General features: G+C 51.3%; 16 protein-coding genes. 6 read left to right on the top strand and 10 right to left on the bottom strand.

Annotated elements, in window-relative coordinates:
• Window positions 1-4: 4 nt before the first annotated feature.
• Window positions 5-580, bottom strand: a complete 576-nt coding sequence (gene rsxA, locus ACJJIT_RS16385) for an electron transport complex subunit RsxA (RefSeq protein ID WP_444883780.1) — start codon at window positions 578-580, stop codon at window positions 5-7.
• Window positions 581-934: 354 nt separating this feature from the next.
• Here rsxA and yghU point away from each other — a divergent pair, with 354 nt between their 5' ends.
• A complete protein-coding gene (gene yghU / locus ACJJIT_RS16380; RefSeq protein ID WP_444899074.1) occupies window positions 935-1810 on the top strand; it encodes a glutathione-dependent disulfide-bond oxidoreductase in 876 nt (291 codons plus the stop codon).
• A gap of 83 nt (window positions 1811-1893) precedes the next feature.
• Here the strand turns inward: yghU and ACJJIT_RS16375 are convergent, their stop codons facing one another.
• The 4 genes from ACJJIT_RS16375 to ACJJIT_RS16360 all read right to left on the bottom strand — a co-directional run bounded on the left by ACJJIT_RS16375 (window position 1894) and on the right by ACJJIT_RS16360 (window position 4008).
• Window positions 1894-2136 carry a hypothetical protein gene (locus ACJJIT_RS16375; RefSeq protein WP_444899073.1) on the bottom strand — a complete coding sequence of 81 codons (243 nt, stop codon included), beginning with the start codon at window positions 2134-2136 and terminating at the stop codon, window positions 1894-1896.
• Window positions 2114-2608 (bottom strand): hypothetical protein, encoded by a 495-nt coding sequence (locus ACJJIT_RS16370; RefSeq protein ID WP_444899072.1) that lies wholly within the window; start codon window positions 2606-2608, stop codon window positions 2114-2116. The genes ACJJIT_RS16375 and ACJJIT_RS16370 overlap by 23 nt, the downstream gene beginning before the upstream one ends.
• A 41-nt stretch (window positions 2609-2649) precedes the next feature.
• Window positions 2650-2898 (bottom strand): hypothetical protein, encoded by a 249-nt coding sequence (locus ACJJIT_RS16365; protein ID WP_252084591.1) that lies wholly within the window; start codon window positions 2896-2898, stop codon window positions 2650-2652.
• A gap of 168 nt (window positions 2899-3066) precedes the next feature.
• Window positions 3067-4008: a D-2-hydroxyacid dehydrogenase gene (locus ACJJIT_RS16360; protein WP_444899071.1), complete on the bottom strand. Its 942-nt coding sequence runs from the start codon at window positions 4006-4008 to the stop codon at window positions 3067-3069.
• A gap of 147 nt (window positions 4009-4155) precedes the next feature.
• Between ACJJIT_RS16360 and ACJJIT_RS16355 the strand changes: the two genes are divergently transcribed.
• Window positions 4156-5058, top strand: a complete 903-nt coding sequence (locus ACJJIT_RS16355) for an EamA family transporter (protein WP_444899070.1) — start codon at window positions 4156-4158, stop codon at window positions 5056-5058.
• Window positions 5059-5086: 28 nt separating this feature from the next.
• Here ACJJIT_RS16355 and metG read toward each other — a convergent pair whose 3' ends face one another.
• Window positions 5087-7114 (bottom strand): methionine--tRNA ligase, encoded by a 2028-nt coding sequence (gene metG / locus ACJJIT_RS16350; RefSeq protein WP_444883785.1) that lies wholly within the window; start codon window positions 7112-7114, stop codon window positions 5087-5089.
• A 214-nt stretch (window positions 7115-7328) separates the two neighbouring features.
• On the opposite strand from metG, the gene apbC reads away from it, so the two are divergent.
• The gene (gene apbC / locus ACJJIT_RS16345) at window positions 7329-8480 is read left to right on the top strand and encodes an iron-sulfur cluster carrier protein ApbC (protein WP_252085959.1); all 1152 of its coding nucleotides are present in this window, start codon (window positions 7329-7331) and stop codon (window positions 8478-8480) included.
• A 736-nt stretch (window positions 8481-9216) separates the two neighbouring features.
• Window positions 9217-9609, top strand: a complete 393-nt coding sequence (locus ACJJIT_RS16340; RefSeq protein ID WP_444899069.1) for a hypothetical protein — start codon at window positions 9217-9219, stop codon at window positions 9607-9609.
• A 9-nt stretch (window positions 9610-9618) separates the two neighbouring features.
• Here the strand turns inward: ACJJIT_RS16340 and trhO are convergent, their stop codons facing one another.
• Window positions 9619-10614, bottom strand: a complete 996-nt coding sequence (trhO, locus tag ACJJIT_RS16335) for an oxygen-dependent tRNA uridine(34) hydroxylase TrhO (protein ID WP_444899068.1) — start codon at window positions 10612-10614, stop codon at window positions 9619-9621.
• A 199-nt stretch (window positions 10615-10813) separates the two neighbouring features.
• Here trhO and ACJJIT_RS16330 point away from each other — a divergent pair, with 199 nt between their 5' ends.
• Both ACJJIT_RS16330 and ACJJIT_RS16325 read left to right on the top strand, forming a co-directional pair.
• Complete coding sequence (locus tag ACJJIT_RS16330; RefSeq protein ID WP_252084598.1) at window positions 10814-11074, top strand: hypothetical protein; 261 nt, start codon at window positions 10814-10816, stop codon at window positions 11072-11074.
• A gap of 219 nt (window positions 11075-11293) precedes the next feature.
• On the top strand, window positions 11294-11827 hold the full coding sequence (locus ACJJIT_RS16325; protein WP_444899067.1) for a hypothetical protein: 534 nt from the start codon (window positions 11294-11296) through the stop codon (window positions 11825-11827).
• A 237-nt stretch (window positions 11828-12064) separates the two neighbouring features.
• On the opposite strand, the gene ACJJIT_RS16320 is transcribed toward ACJJIT_RS16325, so the two are convergent.
• The 3 genes from ACJJIT_RS16320 to ACJJIT_RS16310 form a co-directional block, all read right to left on the bottom strand.
• Complete coding sequence (locus ACJJIT_RS16320) at window positions 12065-12466, bottom strand: 3D domain-containing protein (protein WP_252084600.1); 402 nt, start codon at window positions 12464-12466, stop codon at window positions 12065-12067.
• A gap of 859 nt (window positions 12467-13325) precedes the next feature.
• Window positions 13326-13727 carry a 3D domain-containing protein gene (locus ACJJIT_RS16315; RefSeq protein ID WP_444883789.1) on the bottom strand — a complete coding sequence of 134 codons (402 nt, stop codon included), beginning with the start codon at window positions 13725-13727 and terminating at the stop codon, window positions 13326-13328.
• Window positions 13728-14245: 518 nt separating this feature from the next.
• Window positions 14246-14998, bottom strand: coding sequence for a tetratricopeptide repeat protein (locus ACJJIT_RS16310; RefSeq protein WP_444888038.1), 753 nt, complete (start codon window positions 14996-14998; stop codon window positions 14246-14248).
• Window positions 14999-15015 lie beyond the last annotated feature (17 nt).

Below are 15015 nucleotides of genomic sequence, written 5' to 3'. Positions count from 1 at the left end.
AACCCTATACCAGACCGCTAAAGCCCATAAATGCCAGGGACATCAGCCCTGCGGTGACCATGCCAATAGCGGCGCCGCGAAATGGCAGCGGTACATCCGCGGCAAACAATCGCTCGCGCATGGAGGAAAAAAGAATCAATACCAAGGAGAAGCCTACCGCGGCGCCAAAGCCATACAGGGTGGACTGTATAAATGTGTGGGCCTTCATGGTGTTTTGCAGCGCTACGCCCAGTACGGCACAGTTAGTGGTAATTAGCGGCAGAAAAACACCCAAAACCTTGTACATCAGTGGGCTGGTTTTTTCGATAAACATACGGGCGAATTGCACCACTACCGCGATCACCAGAATAAAGGAAATAGTGCGCAGGTATTCGATGCCAAAGGGCTCAAGCAAATAGGTATTTACCAGGTAAGAGCAGATAGAGGCCAGTGTGAGTACAAAAGTGGTGGCGCCGGCCATACCCACGGCGGTCTCCAGTTTGTTGGAGACACCCATAAAGGGGCACAGCCCAAGAAACTGCACCAACACATAGTTGTTGACCAGGATGGTGCTGAGCAGGATGACTGCAAATTCGGTCATATCAGGTCCGGTTGAAGCCCAGGAACAAAATGATGCTAGCGCCTTGGCGGAGTCGAGGTGCCCCGGTGAGAGGCAGAGGGCCTGGGGCTCCGTCGAATGTCGCGCAGGGCCGGTATTATGGGTGAGTCGCGGGGGGCCTTCAACTCAGTCGGGGATCTTCTGGCAGCAGAGGACCCCTGCAAGGCGCCAAGCTAGGTTCTGGCTTTGAGAATAGTTGGTACCTCTGGGCTAGTGCGCGATGCTTACGAGAGGCGATTTAAGGTTTCCATGGATTTATTGGCGTGACCCTTTACTCTCGGGGAGTATGCCCTTATCTCTATTGGATTAACCCGTAACACCAGTTGGAGCTCTGTAATGCCGGATCAACCCTATACTCCGCCCAAGGTTTGGAAGTGGGATGCGGAAAGTGGTGGGCAGTTTGCCAAAATTAACCGCCCCATAGCGGGAGCTACCCATGATAAAGAATTACCTCGGGGCAAGCACCCGATGCAACTGTACTCCCTGGGAACCCCCAATGGTGCCAAGGCTACGATTATGCTGGAGGAGCTTCTGGCACTGGGGGTTGAAGGGGCGGAATACGATGCCCACTTGATTCGCATCACTGAGGGCGAGCAATTCGGCAGTGGTTTTGTGGATATCAATCCGAATTCAAAGATCCCAGCCCTGGTGGACCACAGTACGACACCACCAATTCGGGTTTTTGAAAGCGGATCAATTCTTCTGTATCTGGGAGAGAAATTTGGCGCCTTTCTGCCGCATACACCGGAGCAGCGTACCGAGACTCTCAATTGGCTGTTTTGGCAGATGGGGGCGGCGCCCTATCTCGGTGGAGGCTTTGGGCATTTTTATGCCTATGCGCCCGAGAAACTGGAGTACCCCATCAATCGTTTCGCCATGGAGGTAAAGCGGCAGATGGATGTATTGGACCGGCAACTGGCTAAGCACCAGTTTATCGCTGGGCGTGAATACACCATTGCAGATATCGCCATCTGGCCCTGGTACGGAGCCCTGATCCGTAATGAGGCCTATGATGCCAGCGAATTCCTGCAGACCGAGAGTTACAAACACCTTGTGCGCTGGTCTGATGAAATTGCACAGCGACCGGCGGTACAGCGTGGGCGTATGGTGAACCGCACCTGGGGGGATCCCAGTAAGCAGCTCCATGAACGCCATGACGCCAGTGATTTTGATGAAAAAACCCAGGACAAAATGGCGCAAAAAGACAGCTGAGCAGTATTGAATGGCAGTTTTTTCTATTGCACGCTCAGGGTGAGATGGTTGTCTCTCTGCTTATTTAGCTTTGGCGAAATAGCTTATAGGACGCGCATAGAGAGTGCGAATTGAATGATTTGTGAGGTGTGTGGCAGCTGCCAGAGTTTTTCGGTAATAAAGCCGGCGGCAAAAGCGACGCCGAGAATGGCCACTATAGGAATTTTGCCCAGCTGCTGGTTAATTTGCCTTTGCTGTTGATCAAACAAGCGCAACGCACTGCGACGCTGTTTTTCAGCGTCCACACGGCATTGTGTAATTTCTCTATTTAATTGTCTCAGCGACATCTTGTATGGCCTCTTTTACCTGCCGTTTGGTTTCTTCAAATCCCAGCAGAGGGCGCAGCTTTTGCTGATAAAGCAACACACCGAGGAAAAGGGCAATTTGTATCAGTACAAATACAAGGAAACCGATATAGATCGACTGGCTAAAATAGTAGGCAATCAAACCAATGCCACCGCAAAGGCTGACGAGTAGTGCGGTTCCCAGGGGTACCAGCATCAACTGCAGAATAATCAGTCTTTTCCCGGCTGTTAGGGTTCTCTCCAGCTCTAGCTGAAATAAGCGCTGAATATTACCCATCCATGCAGTTATAAGAGTGAGAGTGGCTTCAACACGAGCCATAGTCTCCTCTAAACTGCCGCCAGTGTCGCTACTATCACCGTTACCGCTGCCTTCAGCGGAACCGTCCCGCCCGCGCTGTTGCGCGGTCGGGTCGGAATTCTGGTCAGCTCCCTGGCGTTTTTCTCCATTGCCCATCGGCGGTTTCCTTACCGGTTAAAACGGCAAACGCTTTGGCTTTATTTAAAAAGCTTGGCGATTGCCCAGCCGACCACAAAAGCACAGCCGACTGCGAGGATCGGTCTTTCCCGCAGGGAAGACTCCGCTTTTTCCATAACCTCTGAAGCGCGTTGCCTCTGTTGCTGGACAGAAGATCTCGCTCTCTGTCTCAGGTTTTCAGCAGCATCAGAAGCGGCCTCTCCTGCGAGATTATAGGCCTGTTGCAGCTTATCCCTGCTGGAGTTATGTGGAGATCTTGCAGTTGCCATCGGGTTGCTCCTTTTCAGGGGATGATTGCCGCAGAATTCTATAGTCGCAGCAATCAATTCACAGGAGCATTGGCTCTTTGTTTAGGGTATTAAAAAATAACTCCGAACTGTTTTGGTGAGTTTAGTTATATCGCTATTGATCGGTGTCTCTACAGGGGCTGATGGCATTTATGGTGTGAGTGTCCGTTTCCAGGCCTCAATATTGTTTACCACACCATCGAGTAAGCGCTGGCGGCTCTCACGGCTGATCCAAGCGTTGTGAGGCGTGATAATCAGGTTGGGAATATCAGTGGCCAGTAGGGGGTGACTTGCCGGTGGGGGCTCTTCACTCAAAACATCCAGTGCGGCGCCGCCGAGCTTTCCACTGCGCAGTGCGTCGGCTACGGCCTCCTCATCCACCAAACCGCCCCGCGCGGTATTGATCAACAGTGCGCCAGATTTCATGTTGGCGATAAAATCGCGATCGATCAATTTCTCCGTCTGCTTCGTGAGGGGGCAATGCAGACTGATTACATCAGATTCCTTTGTAAGTTGCGCCAGTGGTGTCCGGTCAGCGCGTTTTTCTCCACTGAAGGATTCCGCCACCAAAATCTGCATATCCAGGGCTTCCCCCAGTTTGGCGACCCTTTGCCCTAATTCACCATAACCGATTATTCCCAGGGTTTTACCGGCTAGTTCTACGACAGGATGATCGAGTAAACAGAAAATTTCCGACTGACTCCAGCGGCCGGTCATGACGTCCTGATGGTAGTGATGCCAGCGGGAAGCGAGGGCGAGAATTAGTGCCAGGGTGTGCTGTGGTACCGAAGCGCCGGCGTATCCCTGCACGTTGCGCACGGGAATGCCCAAGTCCTGTGCGGCTTGCAGGTCAATATTATTCGTGCCTGTAGCGCACACACAGATCAGCTTGAGAGAGCGGGCCTGCTCCAGAAGCGTGCGGTCCAAAACCACTTTATTAGTAATAACTACGTCCGCATCGGCGATACGTTCGGCGGTTTGCTTGGCTGAGGTGGTCTCATAGAAATCCCAATGATCTAGACTGTTTTTTAGGGACTGTATATTCAACTCCCCAAGTTTCATGGTCATTGCGTCCAGAAATACTCCGCGCATGGAATCTCCTCAATTTCCTGTGTGAGATAGCGGCATGCTACGTCAGCAGAGGTCGAATGCAATGGCTTTTATAGGACGGCTGCAGATCTTGTAGGGTTGGCTACGGTTTGTTTACGGGCCTTTCTGTCACAAATGAAGAGGGCCTTTATGGGAATATCGATAACTGCAGCATCATTGGTTTTAATCTCGGCATTTCTTCACGCGGGCTGGAATTTACTGGGAAAATCCCGCACCCCCTCCCGAGCTTTTTTCTGTATCGCCACCCTCAGTGTGGGTTTACTACTTCTCCCCCTTGGTCTCTGGGTCCTGTCACAGGCTCATTCACTGCCGCGTGCTTTCTGGTTGTTGTTACTGGCCAGCGGTTTTTTTCAGATGATTTATATGGGAGGGCTGGCATTAGCCTATCAGCGCGCTGATATCAGCCTGGTTTACCCTATCGCACGGGCTCTGCCGGTACTCCTTGTGGCACTGGCAACGGTGTTGTTAGGGCAGGTTCTGCCCTGGCAAGCCTGGCTGGGCATGTTGTTGGTGACGATCGGCTGTTTGTTGGTGCCGCTGGTGTATTTTCGTCAATGGCACTGGAGCGTGTACTGGAGAGCGGACTGCGCCTGGGCTCTGGTAGCGGCACTGGGTACGGTCGGATATTCATTGGCGGATAAGGGCGCACTGCTTTATTTGGAAGAGGCGCTTGGCGACGCGGTAACACCTGCGGTGGTGGCGTATAGCTACTTGGGCTTGCAGTTTTTTGTCAGTGGAGTCTGGTTACTGTGTGGCTGTATGAGTCGAGTGGGGCGCGGACAATTATTAGAGAATCTGCGGGATTTGAAGGTTGGTATCTTGACCGGCCTGATGATGGGAGCGACTTATGGACTGGTGCTGCTGGCGATGACGATGACGGAAAATGTAAGCTACGTGGTCGCTTTACGCCAGCTCAGTATTCCGTTGGGAGTGGGACTTGCTATCTGGCTGTTGGGTGAACCGGCACACAGACCCCAGCTGTTAGGCGTGGGGCTGGTATGTGCCGGTTTAATTGCGGTATCGCTGCGCTAAGGTGGACAGTGTCCACCCCAAAAACAACTTACATTACACGCATACCCGGCTTGGCACCTGTGTGGGGTTCGAGAATCCACAGGTCTTTACCGCCTGGACCGGCGGCCAGTACCATGCCTTCACTCACGCCAAAACGCATTTTGCGCGGCGCCAGGTTTGCTACCATAACGGTGTGCTTGCCCACCAGGTCTTCCGGCGCATAGGCACTCTTGATGCCGGCGAATACCTGGCGGGTCTCTCCGCCCAGGTCCAATGTCAAACGCAGCAGTTTGCCGGCGCCCTCGACGTGTTCCGCCTCGGCGATCAGGGCGATACGCAAGTCCACTTTGGCAAAATCGTCGAACTGGATCTGCTCGGCGATAGGGTCTTCTGCCAGCGGGCCACTGGCCGCTTTGACTTCAGCCTGTAGCTGGGCCAGTGATTCCTGTGCGGCTTCCATCACCGCATCTACCTGGGTTTTTTCCACCCGTTGTAGCAGAGGTTTGAATTTTTTGATCTCGTGGTCCGCTAGCGGTGTGGTGGCCTGGGTCCAATCCAGCTCACTGTTGAGGAATTCCGCTGCCTTTTGCGCGGTATTGGGTAGTACCGGTGCCAGCCAGGTGATCAGGGCGCGGAACATATTTACGCCTTGAGAGCAAATCGCCAGTACTTCCGCTTCTGTGCCTTCCTGTTTGGCAAGGGACCAGGGTGCCTTGTCGGCGATCCAGGCATTGGCGGCATCGGCCAGGGCCATTATGTCGCGCATGGCGCGTGCGTATTCGCGCTGCTCGTAGTAATCGGCAATACGCGGTGCGGCCTCGACAAATTGATTCCACAGCTGTTCATCGGCCAGTTCGGTGGCGAGCTTGCCGCCGGCCTTACTCACAAACTTGGCGGTGCGCGAAGCGATATTGACCACTTTGCCCACCAGATCGGAATTTACCTTGGCAATAAAATCGTCGAGGTTGAGGTCCAGGTCATCCACGCCCGCTGTGAGTTTGGCGGCGAAGTAATAGCGCAGATATTCCGGGCTCAGATGGTCCAGGTAGTTGCGGGCATTAATAAAGGTGCCACGGGACTTGGACATTTTCTTGCCGTTAACGGTGAGGAAGCCGTGTACGCACACTTTATTGGGGGTGCGGAAATCGGCGGAGTCCAGCATGGCTGGCCAGAACAGGGCGTGGAAATTGACGATATCCTTGCCGATAAAGTGATATACCTCGGCATCGCTGTCTTTTTTCCAGTAATCGAGCCAGTCGCTACCATTTTTATCACAGTAATTTTTCAGGCTGGCCATATAGCCGATGGGGGCGTCCAGCCATACGTAAAAGTATTTGCCCGGCGCATCGGGGATTTCAAAACCGAAGTAAGGCGCATCGCGAGAGATGTCCCACTCCTGCAATCCCTCTTCGAGCCACTCGGCCAGCTTATTGGCCACTTCATCTTGCAGGGTTCCGGAGCGGGTCCAGTTGCGCAGGAACTCGGTAAAGGCGGGGAGAGTGAAGAAGAAGTGTTCTGACTCTTTTTCCACCGGCGTGGCGCCAGAGATGGCGGACACTGGATCAATCAACTCCGTGGGGCTGTAAGTGGCACCACAGGCCTCGCAGTTGTCACCGTACTGATCGGGAGTGCTGCAACGGGGGCAGGTGCCCTTGATATAGCGATCCGCCAAGAAGAGTTGTTTCTCCGGATCGAAGGCCTGAGTGATGGTGCGCGAAGCGATGTGGCCATTTTCACTGAGGCGGCGATAGATCATAGCGGACAGCTCGCGGTTCTCCTCCGAGTGGGTGGAGTGGTAGTTGTCCACGCCGATTAGGAAGTCGGCGAAATCCCGCTCGTGCTCCGCCTGCATATTGGCGATATGTTGCTCCGGTGTCAGACCCAGCTGCTCAGCTTTGAGCATGATTGCGGTGCCGTGCGCATCATCGGCGCAGATGTACAGGCAGTCGTTACCGCGGGAGCGTTGAAAACGCGCCCAGATATCGGTCTGTATATATTCGAGTATGTGGCCCAGGTGCAGGGAGCCGTTGGCGTAAGGGAGTGCGCTGGTGACTAGGATTTTGCGCGTATCGGGCATCGGTTTTTCCATCGCTGTGGGGTTGCGGCCGGAGGCTCCGCTGGAGTGGCCGGAGATCGTCAAAAGACGGCGAAATATAGCAGATTTGTACTATGCCGGGGAGGTGTGGGCCATGCTCGTGTATAAAGCGGTCGGGATTGAGCCCGTCGCTGGCGCTGGGCCGCTTCATCCGACACAATGCGGTTCTGACAAGAAGCACCTAGAGGGAGATACCGTGAGCGATCACCACCACGATCATGAAGAGTTATCAAAGGAAGTGCAGGCCGAACTGGAGCGTCTGGCAGAGTGCCTTGGTCAGTTGCAGGACCCGGCCAGTGGCCTGCCGCTGGATCAACTGGATGCAGATATTGAGGTGGGCTACGAAGATGATACCGTGTACGTCGGTATTACCCTCGGCTACCCCTGCGCAAGCCAGGAAGTACATTGGCGCAAGCGGGTTACCGAGGCCTGTGAGCCCCTGATGAAGAGTGGTCCCCTAGGCGGCCACGGCTTGCAATTTGAATTATTCAGCGATATCCCTGCCACCTCATCGGCCAACGCTCCAGAGCCATTGCGTGGCGTAAAGAATATTGTCGCAGTTGCTTCTGGTAAGGGTGGCGTTGGCAAGTCCACCACAGCCGTGAACCTGGCCTTGGCACTGGCGGCAGAGGGTGCGCGGGTCGGGTTACTTGATGCGGATATCTATGGTCCCAGCCTGCCCACCATGCTTGGTACCGAAGGGGTCCGCCCGCATGTGAAGGAACAGAAGTTCTTCGTGCCAGTGGATGCATTAGGTATCGAGACAATGTCTTTGGGGTACTTGATGACTGAGGATACCCCGGCAGTTTGGCGCGGCCCTATGGCCAGTGGTGCACTCAATCAAATTCTCACACAAACACTTTGGTGTGATGCCAAAGAAGAGCTGGATTATTTAATTGTGGATATGCCCCCGGGTACCGGAGATATCCAGCTGACTCTGGCGCAAAAAACCACTTTAGCTGGTGCGGTGATTGTGACTACACCACAGGATTTGGCGTTGAAGGATGCTATCAAAGGCGTGGAGATGTTCCGCAAGGTGTCGGTACCAGTGCTTGGCATTGTTGAGAATATGGCCCTTCATACCTGTTCCAAGTGTGGCCATAGTGAGCCGATCTTCGGCATAGGTGGTGGTGAGCGTATCGCTGAGGAATACGATACCCACCTGCTTGGCGAATTGCCTCTGGCACAGAAAATTCGCGCCGATATCGATAGTGGTCGCCCCAGTGTAACCGCAGATCCCGAGGGTGAAATTGCCGGTTTCTACCGGGAAATTGCCCGCAAAGCTGCAGCCCAGGTTTGGTTGAATGCCAGCAGCGACGAGGAACTGCCGGAAATCGAAATTAGTTGAACCCAACCGCGATATTGATCACAAAGCATTAATTTTTTATTTTTTGTGGTTTTTTAAAGGGGCAAAACTCCCTATATTGAACTCCTTCGGGCGCCTCTGTGAAATTTCGTTTTTGCAGGAGCGCTCAATCTTGATAAGCCAGAATTTAACGCAGGCTTTTCATGTCTCTGTAAAGATTCGTAATAATGGCTTGTGTTGATGGCTCGCAGTTGAGCCATTGAAAAATGGGTCTTTAAATAATTTATTTATTGCGATTTTGTATTTACGGCGCCTTCGCTCGCGCTAGTGTGCCTGTTAGCCTTTATTGGTACGCTGCCGAGTTAATCGTCAGGGTTTTAGTATTTTTTTAACAGACCTAATTTATTCTGTAGATACTTATGGCAGTTTTGCCTATGACTGCTCGAATTCAGCCTCTGCGGTAAAAAGAGTAAGTATTCCTGCTGAATATCCTCTGGCAATCGTCAAGGTATTTATGTGATTTTACTTTTATTGGAGGGACAACTCGGATAATCAGAAAAGCCGCGATAATCCACTGAATATACCGGGAGATGTTTAGTCGGTTCGTGGATAACACTCGGTTGCGTGGTACAGACTTCCTGCGCCGAGGGCAATAATATCAGGAGTGCAAACCTGTGGTGGCCACCGTGTTATTGGTCTCAGGTAGGGCATACATCAGGCATTGCAGTAGCTGTAGTCGATAAAAATAACAAAGACAAAAGCGCGAGTGCTTTCATCCATGAATTTTAATATTAGCTATCGACCGATAGGGGGTATAGCGCGGGTTTTATTTTATGGGCCCGTGGGATTTGCAGAAAAAATGGAGGCGGCTGCCCGATTGGTAGAAAAGTACCGCCACCGTGTACCTTTGCGGGTATTACTGGATATGCGCTATGCGCGCACGAGGGTTACCCTGGAGGAGCAGCGGCAGTTCACCAGCTTTATAGCCGAGCACCCGGTGTTGCGCTGCGCTTATATTGCCGTTTTACATCCGCGCAACCGTTGTACTTCCCCCCTGTCGACCGACGGCACCTGCCTGTGCCGGCATAGTTCGCGGGAATTCGTTGCCGAAGCTGAGGCTGAGGCCTGGCTCACCCAGATCAAGGGCGTTCCCAGGCCGGGACTTCGCTGATTGCTACGCCTACTGGGCTTTGGCCTGCTCAGCTTCCGCCTGGCGGCGCCGCTCTTCTTTTTTCTGCAGGCGTTTAGCGGTAGTCATTTCACGGGCATCTTGGCCCATGTGTTTTTCCCCGCGTTTTTTCGCCAGTTGAATCTGCTTCTCGCGCTCGCGGAAGCGGTGGCGATCGGCGTCACTCACTTTGTCATAGCAATGCGGACAGCTAACTCCCTGCTCAAACTGTTCTGACTGCTGGTCCTCCTTGGTGATAGGCATACGGCAGGCATTGCACTGATCGTACTGGCCTCGCTCCAGATCGTGGTTGACGGTGACGCGCTCATCGAAAACAAAGCACTCCCCCTCCCACAGAGATTCCTCTTTGGGTACTTCTTCCAAGTACTTGAGTATGCCACCGTGCAGGTGGTAAACCTCTTCAAAGCCCTGTTCTTTCAAATAGGCGGTGGACTTTTCACAGCGGATACCACCAGTGCAGAACATGGCGACTTTTTTGTGTTTGGCTGGATTCAGGTTGTCTTTGACGTACTGGGGAAACTCTCGGAAGGTTTCGGTATTGGGGTTGAGAGAATCTTTGAAAGTACCTACCTGGAATTCATAGTCGTTGCGGGTATCCACAACAACGACTTCTGGGTCGCTGATTAGGGCGTTCCAGTCTTTTGGTTTGACGTAGGTGCCAACCACTCGGCGGGGGTCAATGCCCTCTACGCCCATAGTGACAATCTCTCTCTTCAATTTGACCTTGCTGCGCAGAAACGGCATCTCGCCTGTGTAGGACTCCTTGTAATCCAGCTCGGCAAGGCGCTCGTCTGACTTCAAGTAGGCGAGGATGGTGTCGATGCCCTCGCGGGAACCAGCAACAGTGCCGTTAATGCCCTCTCGGGCCAAGAGTAGGGTGCCGCGCACTTGGTTTTCCAGCATAACGTCAAGCAGGGGAGTGCGCAGAGACTCAAAGTCCTCCAGAGTGACGAACTTGTAGAGTGCACAGACAACGAATTGATTCATGGTACTTCCTTAAATGCAGTCCGGAGCGTAAATCCGGGGCAGAAAAAATCGCCGCGCATTTTATCGCAAAAAAAACAGCTTGTCGTACATTTAGCAAGCGCTCCAGCTGTTGTCCCAGCACAACAATATTTGTTGACCGGGGAGCCGCAACTTGTCAAAGTTCTGGCCGAATTTTCAGGGTCATAGCGAGGTGAACCCCATGGGCGAAGAATTTGCACCGAAAGAGTCAGAATTGAGCCAGATCTACCGCGAGGGCGAGGTATCTGTGCAAATCGATATATTCGAGGATGGTGAGGGCGGTTGGCTGCTCGAAATTGTCGATGAGAATAACAACTCCACCGTGTGGGAGGATGCCTTTGAGACAGAGCAGGATGCCCTTGAGGAAGCCTTGGACGCTTTGCGGGAAGAGGGCATCTCTACTTTTGTCGGCCCTGTTCAGGAAGCGGATGGCGGCTGGTAGATAGTTTTGCTGTGACCTCAAAGTGCATCTGCTGCTGGTGGATGTCTTCCCGGTAGTCCTGGGAGGCGGCTCTTTGCGCCCAATATGCCGATAACTGCTATGGTTATGGTGAAGGGAATCGCGACTGTGTGACAGCACACCCCAATCACAGCGCCGTCGCGAGGCAACTGTGGAGCTTTTGTCTCCGGCGGTGCTACCAAACCAGCGGTTGCCTTCCCCATGATAATGCGCGGTATTTTTATCATGGTCTGCTTGCAGATCCCGCTCCTTCCCCTCCATGCCGACCCCTTGGTGCCACTTGCCCAACAGCAGCTTTATGCAGACCTCAAGGAGGTTCGCCTAGTTGCGAAGCTGCATGGATACGCAATAGTGGCAGGGCGCCACTGCATTGATTGCGATGAGAATCTAGCGATATATATACGACGTATTGCCAGGCCGGGTGAAGTAGTTGGTAATAATCAGTCAGATGGTGATCGTTATACCTATCCGGGTAGGTATCTCGACTATATGACGAAAAAGCTGGTAGAAAAAACCCGCATGTTTTACGGCTATTGCTATGAGGGGCTGCCCTCACTGTTATGGTTGACCGAGTACCGGTCGGGGGATATTTGGATCAAGTCTGAATATCTGCTTTTACTCACGGGTGAAAATCTGGAGCACCGTTACGTAGAGGGGCATCAGCCGAGTGTTTTCCATTTGGAGAGTGCGAACTGTAAGGAATTACCGGGGATTTTGATGGAAATGGAGCCCTAGAAATTGTGGCCTTTTTCAGTCATTTGAGGAGAGAGTGAGCCTGCTTGTTTCAGGGGCTTCTTTGCATAAGGGCCCCGAGAGAACAATTATAGTGCTCTCTAATTAAGTCCTTATTAATAATGGACCGGTATGTAATTAGCGGTCATCCACTTTTTACTCTGATTCCTACTTAACGACAGAAATAAAAAAACCCCGCTGGAGGGCGGGGCCAAAAGGGTCGTTGAAATCAGTTCTGCTTTACTTTACCGGTTCAAAAACAATTTTCAGTTTCTTCTTACCCCAGGCGCGAGCCTTGCGGATATCTTTTTCCATCCAAACATCAATACGGTTTGTGAAGCGTTTGTTCATGCGGTCACGCACAGTGTAAGTACCGGGCAGACCTTCAATCTGTACTTTAGCGCCGTTGGTCAGGCCGTGCTTTTCCAAGTCACGGGAAACGGCAATGATTTTATCGCCTGGACGCAGGCGGTTGTTCCAGGCAGCTACCCAGGGGTCGCTATCTGTCTGGCCGGGCACCGAGTTATACGCGGTAGCGTCGACAACCATGGTTTTCTTAAGAGCGGCTGATGCATTGACACTTACACCAATAGCAAGCAGGGCGGCGATGAAAAAAGCAGTGTTACGCAGAGTCTGTTTCATGATGTCCCATTACCTCCAGGAATCAAATGGTCGCAAGCCAAAAGGTGCTTACGAAATTTCCAAGTGCTTTTGGAAATGGTTGATCAATATTTAATCAACGCTGGTTATATTACTGGGGATTTGGGTTGAGGCAACTTTTTCTTATTTGGCGACAAAAGACCTTAAAGAATGGCTGGTTATTGTGAGTGCTTGAAATCAATAACCCTTTTTAGTCTTATGTTTAAGATTTTTGTTTGTGTTTAGACGATACTAATGGTTACAGAATTCCTATTTTTTTCTAATTAAGAAATTTCATTTTTTAGGTGAGATTTGCAGTGACAGCGATGTCATTCTACGGTTTACAAACTATTTTCTTGGATCGGCTTTCTAATTCGTACGAGAAAAGTAAAAAATTTCCCTGAAACTATTTGTGACCATTCCGCCAAAACTGTCTGCTTTGAAGGGAAAACCTGATTTTAGGTGGAAAAACTGCTTCGTCACTGATTTTTTTTTGGCGAAGAAATGGGGTAAATAAGAGCTAAAGGGTGGCTACCTAACTCTGTTGTAGAGGCTCGACTATCTGTGGTGAGACTATAGGATGTAGACTCTGCTGCAGAGATGCAGAGATGCAGAGATGCAGAGATACAGAGATGCAGGGATACAGAGATACAGAGATGCAGGGATGCAGGGATACAGAGATCTCTTCTTTCAACGTTCCAAGCGCATAAGTTTGAATAAGCCTCTAACTAATCATTACTAATAATCGATGGCATAAAGTTAGAGAGCAGTAATTCTCTCTATTGATTGTTTACCTAACGGCAGAAATAAAAAAACCCCGCTGGAGGGCGGGGCCAAAAGGGTCGTTGAAATCAGTTCTGCTTTACTTTACCGGTTCAAAAACAATTTTCAGTTTCTTCTTACCCCAGGCGCGAGCCTTGCGGATATCTTTTTCCATCCAAACATCAATACGGTTTGTGAAGCGTTTGTTCATGCGGTCACGCACAGTGTAAGTACCGGGCAGACCTTCAATCTGAACTTTAGCGCCGTTGGTCAGGCCGTGTTTTTCCAAATCACGGGAAACGGCAATGATTTTATCGCCTGGACGCAGGCGGTTGTTCCAGGCAGCTACCCAAGGGTCGCTATCTGTCTGGCCGGGCACCGAGTTATACGCGGTAGCGTCGACAATCATGGTTTTCTTAAGAGCGGCTGATGCATTGACACTCACACCAATAGCAAGCAGGGCGGCGATGAAAAAAGCAGTGTTACGCAGAGTCTGTTTCATGATGTCCCATTACCTCCAGGAATCAAATGGTCGCAAGCCAAAAGGTGCTTACGAAATTTCCAAGTGCTTTTGGAAATGATTGATCAATATTTAATCAACGCTGGTTATATTACTGGGGATTTGGGTTGAGGCAACTTTTTCTTATTTGGCGACAAAAGGCCTTAAAGAATGGCTGGTTATTGTGAGTGCTTGAAATCAATAACCCTTTTTATTTTTATATTTAAGGGTTTTGTTCGCACTTATACGCTATTAATGGTTACATAATTCGTATTTTTTTTTTGATTAAGAAATTTCATTTTTTAGGTGGGATTTACAGTGACAGCGATGTCATCCTACGGTTAACAAGCTATTTTTCCGGATCGGCTTTCTAATTCAGACGAGAAAAGTAAAAAATTTCCCTGAAACTATTTGTGACTGCCCCACCAAATTAGTCTGAATTGAAGAAAAAACGTGTTTTAACGCAGCAAAACGGCTTCGTCGATTCATTTTCTGGCAAACAATTTGGGGAAAAGTGAGGGCTAAAGGGTGGTTCCACGGTTCTGCTGTACCGGTTCTACCTGCTGGCGAAGCGCGGCCAAATAGTCACTATCCTCTTTTAGGTCGGGTAATTTGTGCTGTAAATCCAGTTCTACCGCTTTCTCCAGCCAACGAATGGCCTCTTCAATATTTCCTTGCCACTCACAAACCTGCCCAAGATTGAAATAAGTAATAGAAAGGTTGTGCCATTCCTCCTGATTGAGCAGACCTTCAAGGGCACTTTTATAGAGGAGATAAGCAGTGCTGAGGAGGTGTTCACGCTGCGTGGCCAACTCTTCGCTGGCAGCTTGGCGGTGGTAAGTGTGTGCCAGGGCAGAGCGCACTCTTGCGCTGGAGTGAGGTAGTTGTGCACCTGAATCCAGGTAGCGCAGAACTGATTGAAACTGGGCCCGCGCCAGCGGGTAGAGATCTGGCCTCGATTTGGCCCCCAAGGCATTTAGTACTATGCCGTAGCGGTAGCGCAGGGTGTGCTGCTGGGAGGGATAGGCGCCGAGAGCGGAAATGGCTTTTTCATAGAGTGGCAAGGCATCGCCAAAATTACCCTCGCGGGCGAGTGCCTCCGCTTCGTTGACCCAGTGGATCGCCCCCAGGGTTTCTCCCCCGTGAGATTGAGCGCTGTGAGTCTGGGTATTGTTGGGGAGAACGTCCGAAATAAGGGAGACTGCCGCTAATAGTGCGGTTAGGCAGAAAAGTGCATAAAAAAATATGTATAAATGAGGCAGTGGTTTATGCATAGGGATTTTCGCGCTTG

This window comes from Microbulbifer mixtoriginis (SeqCode) (genome assembly GCF_052467515.1).
The sequence above is the reverse complement of the archived record's forward strand: the minus strand, read 5'-3'. Positions and strand labels throughout refer to the sequence as shown.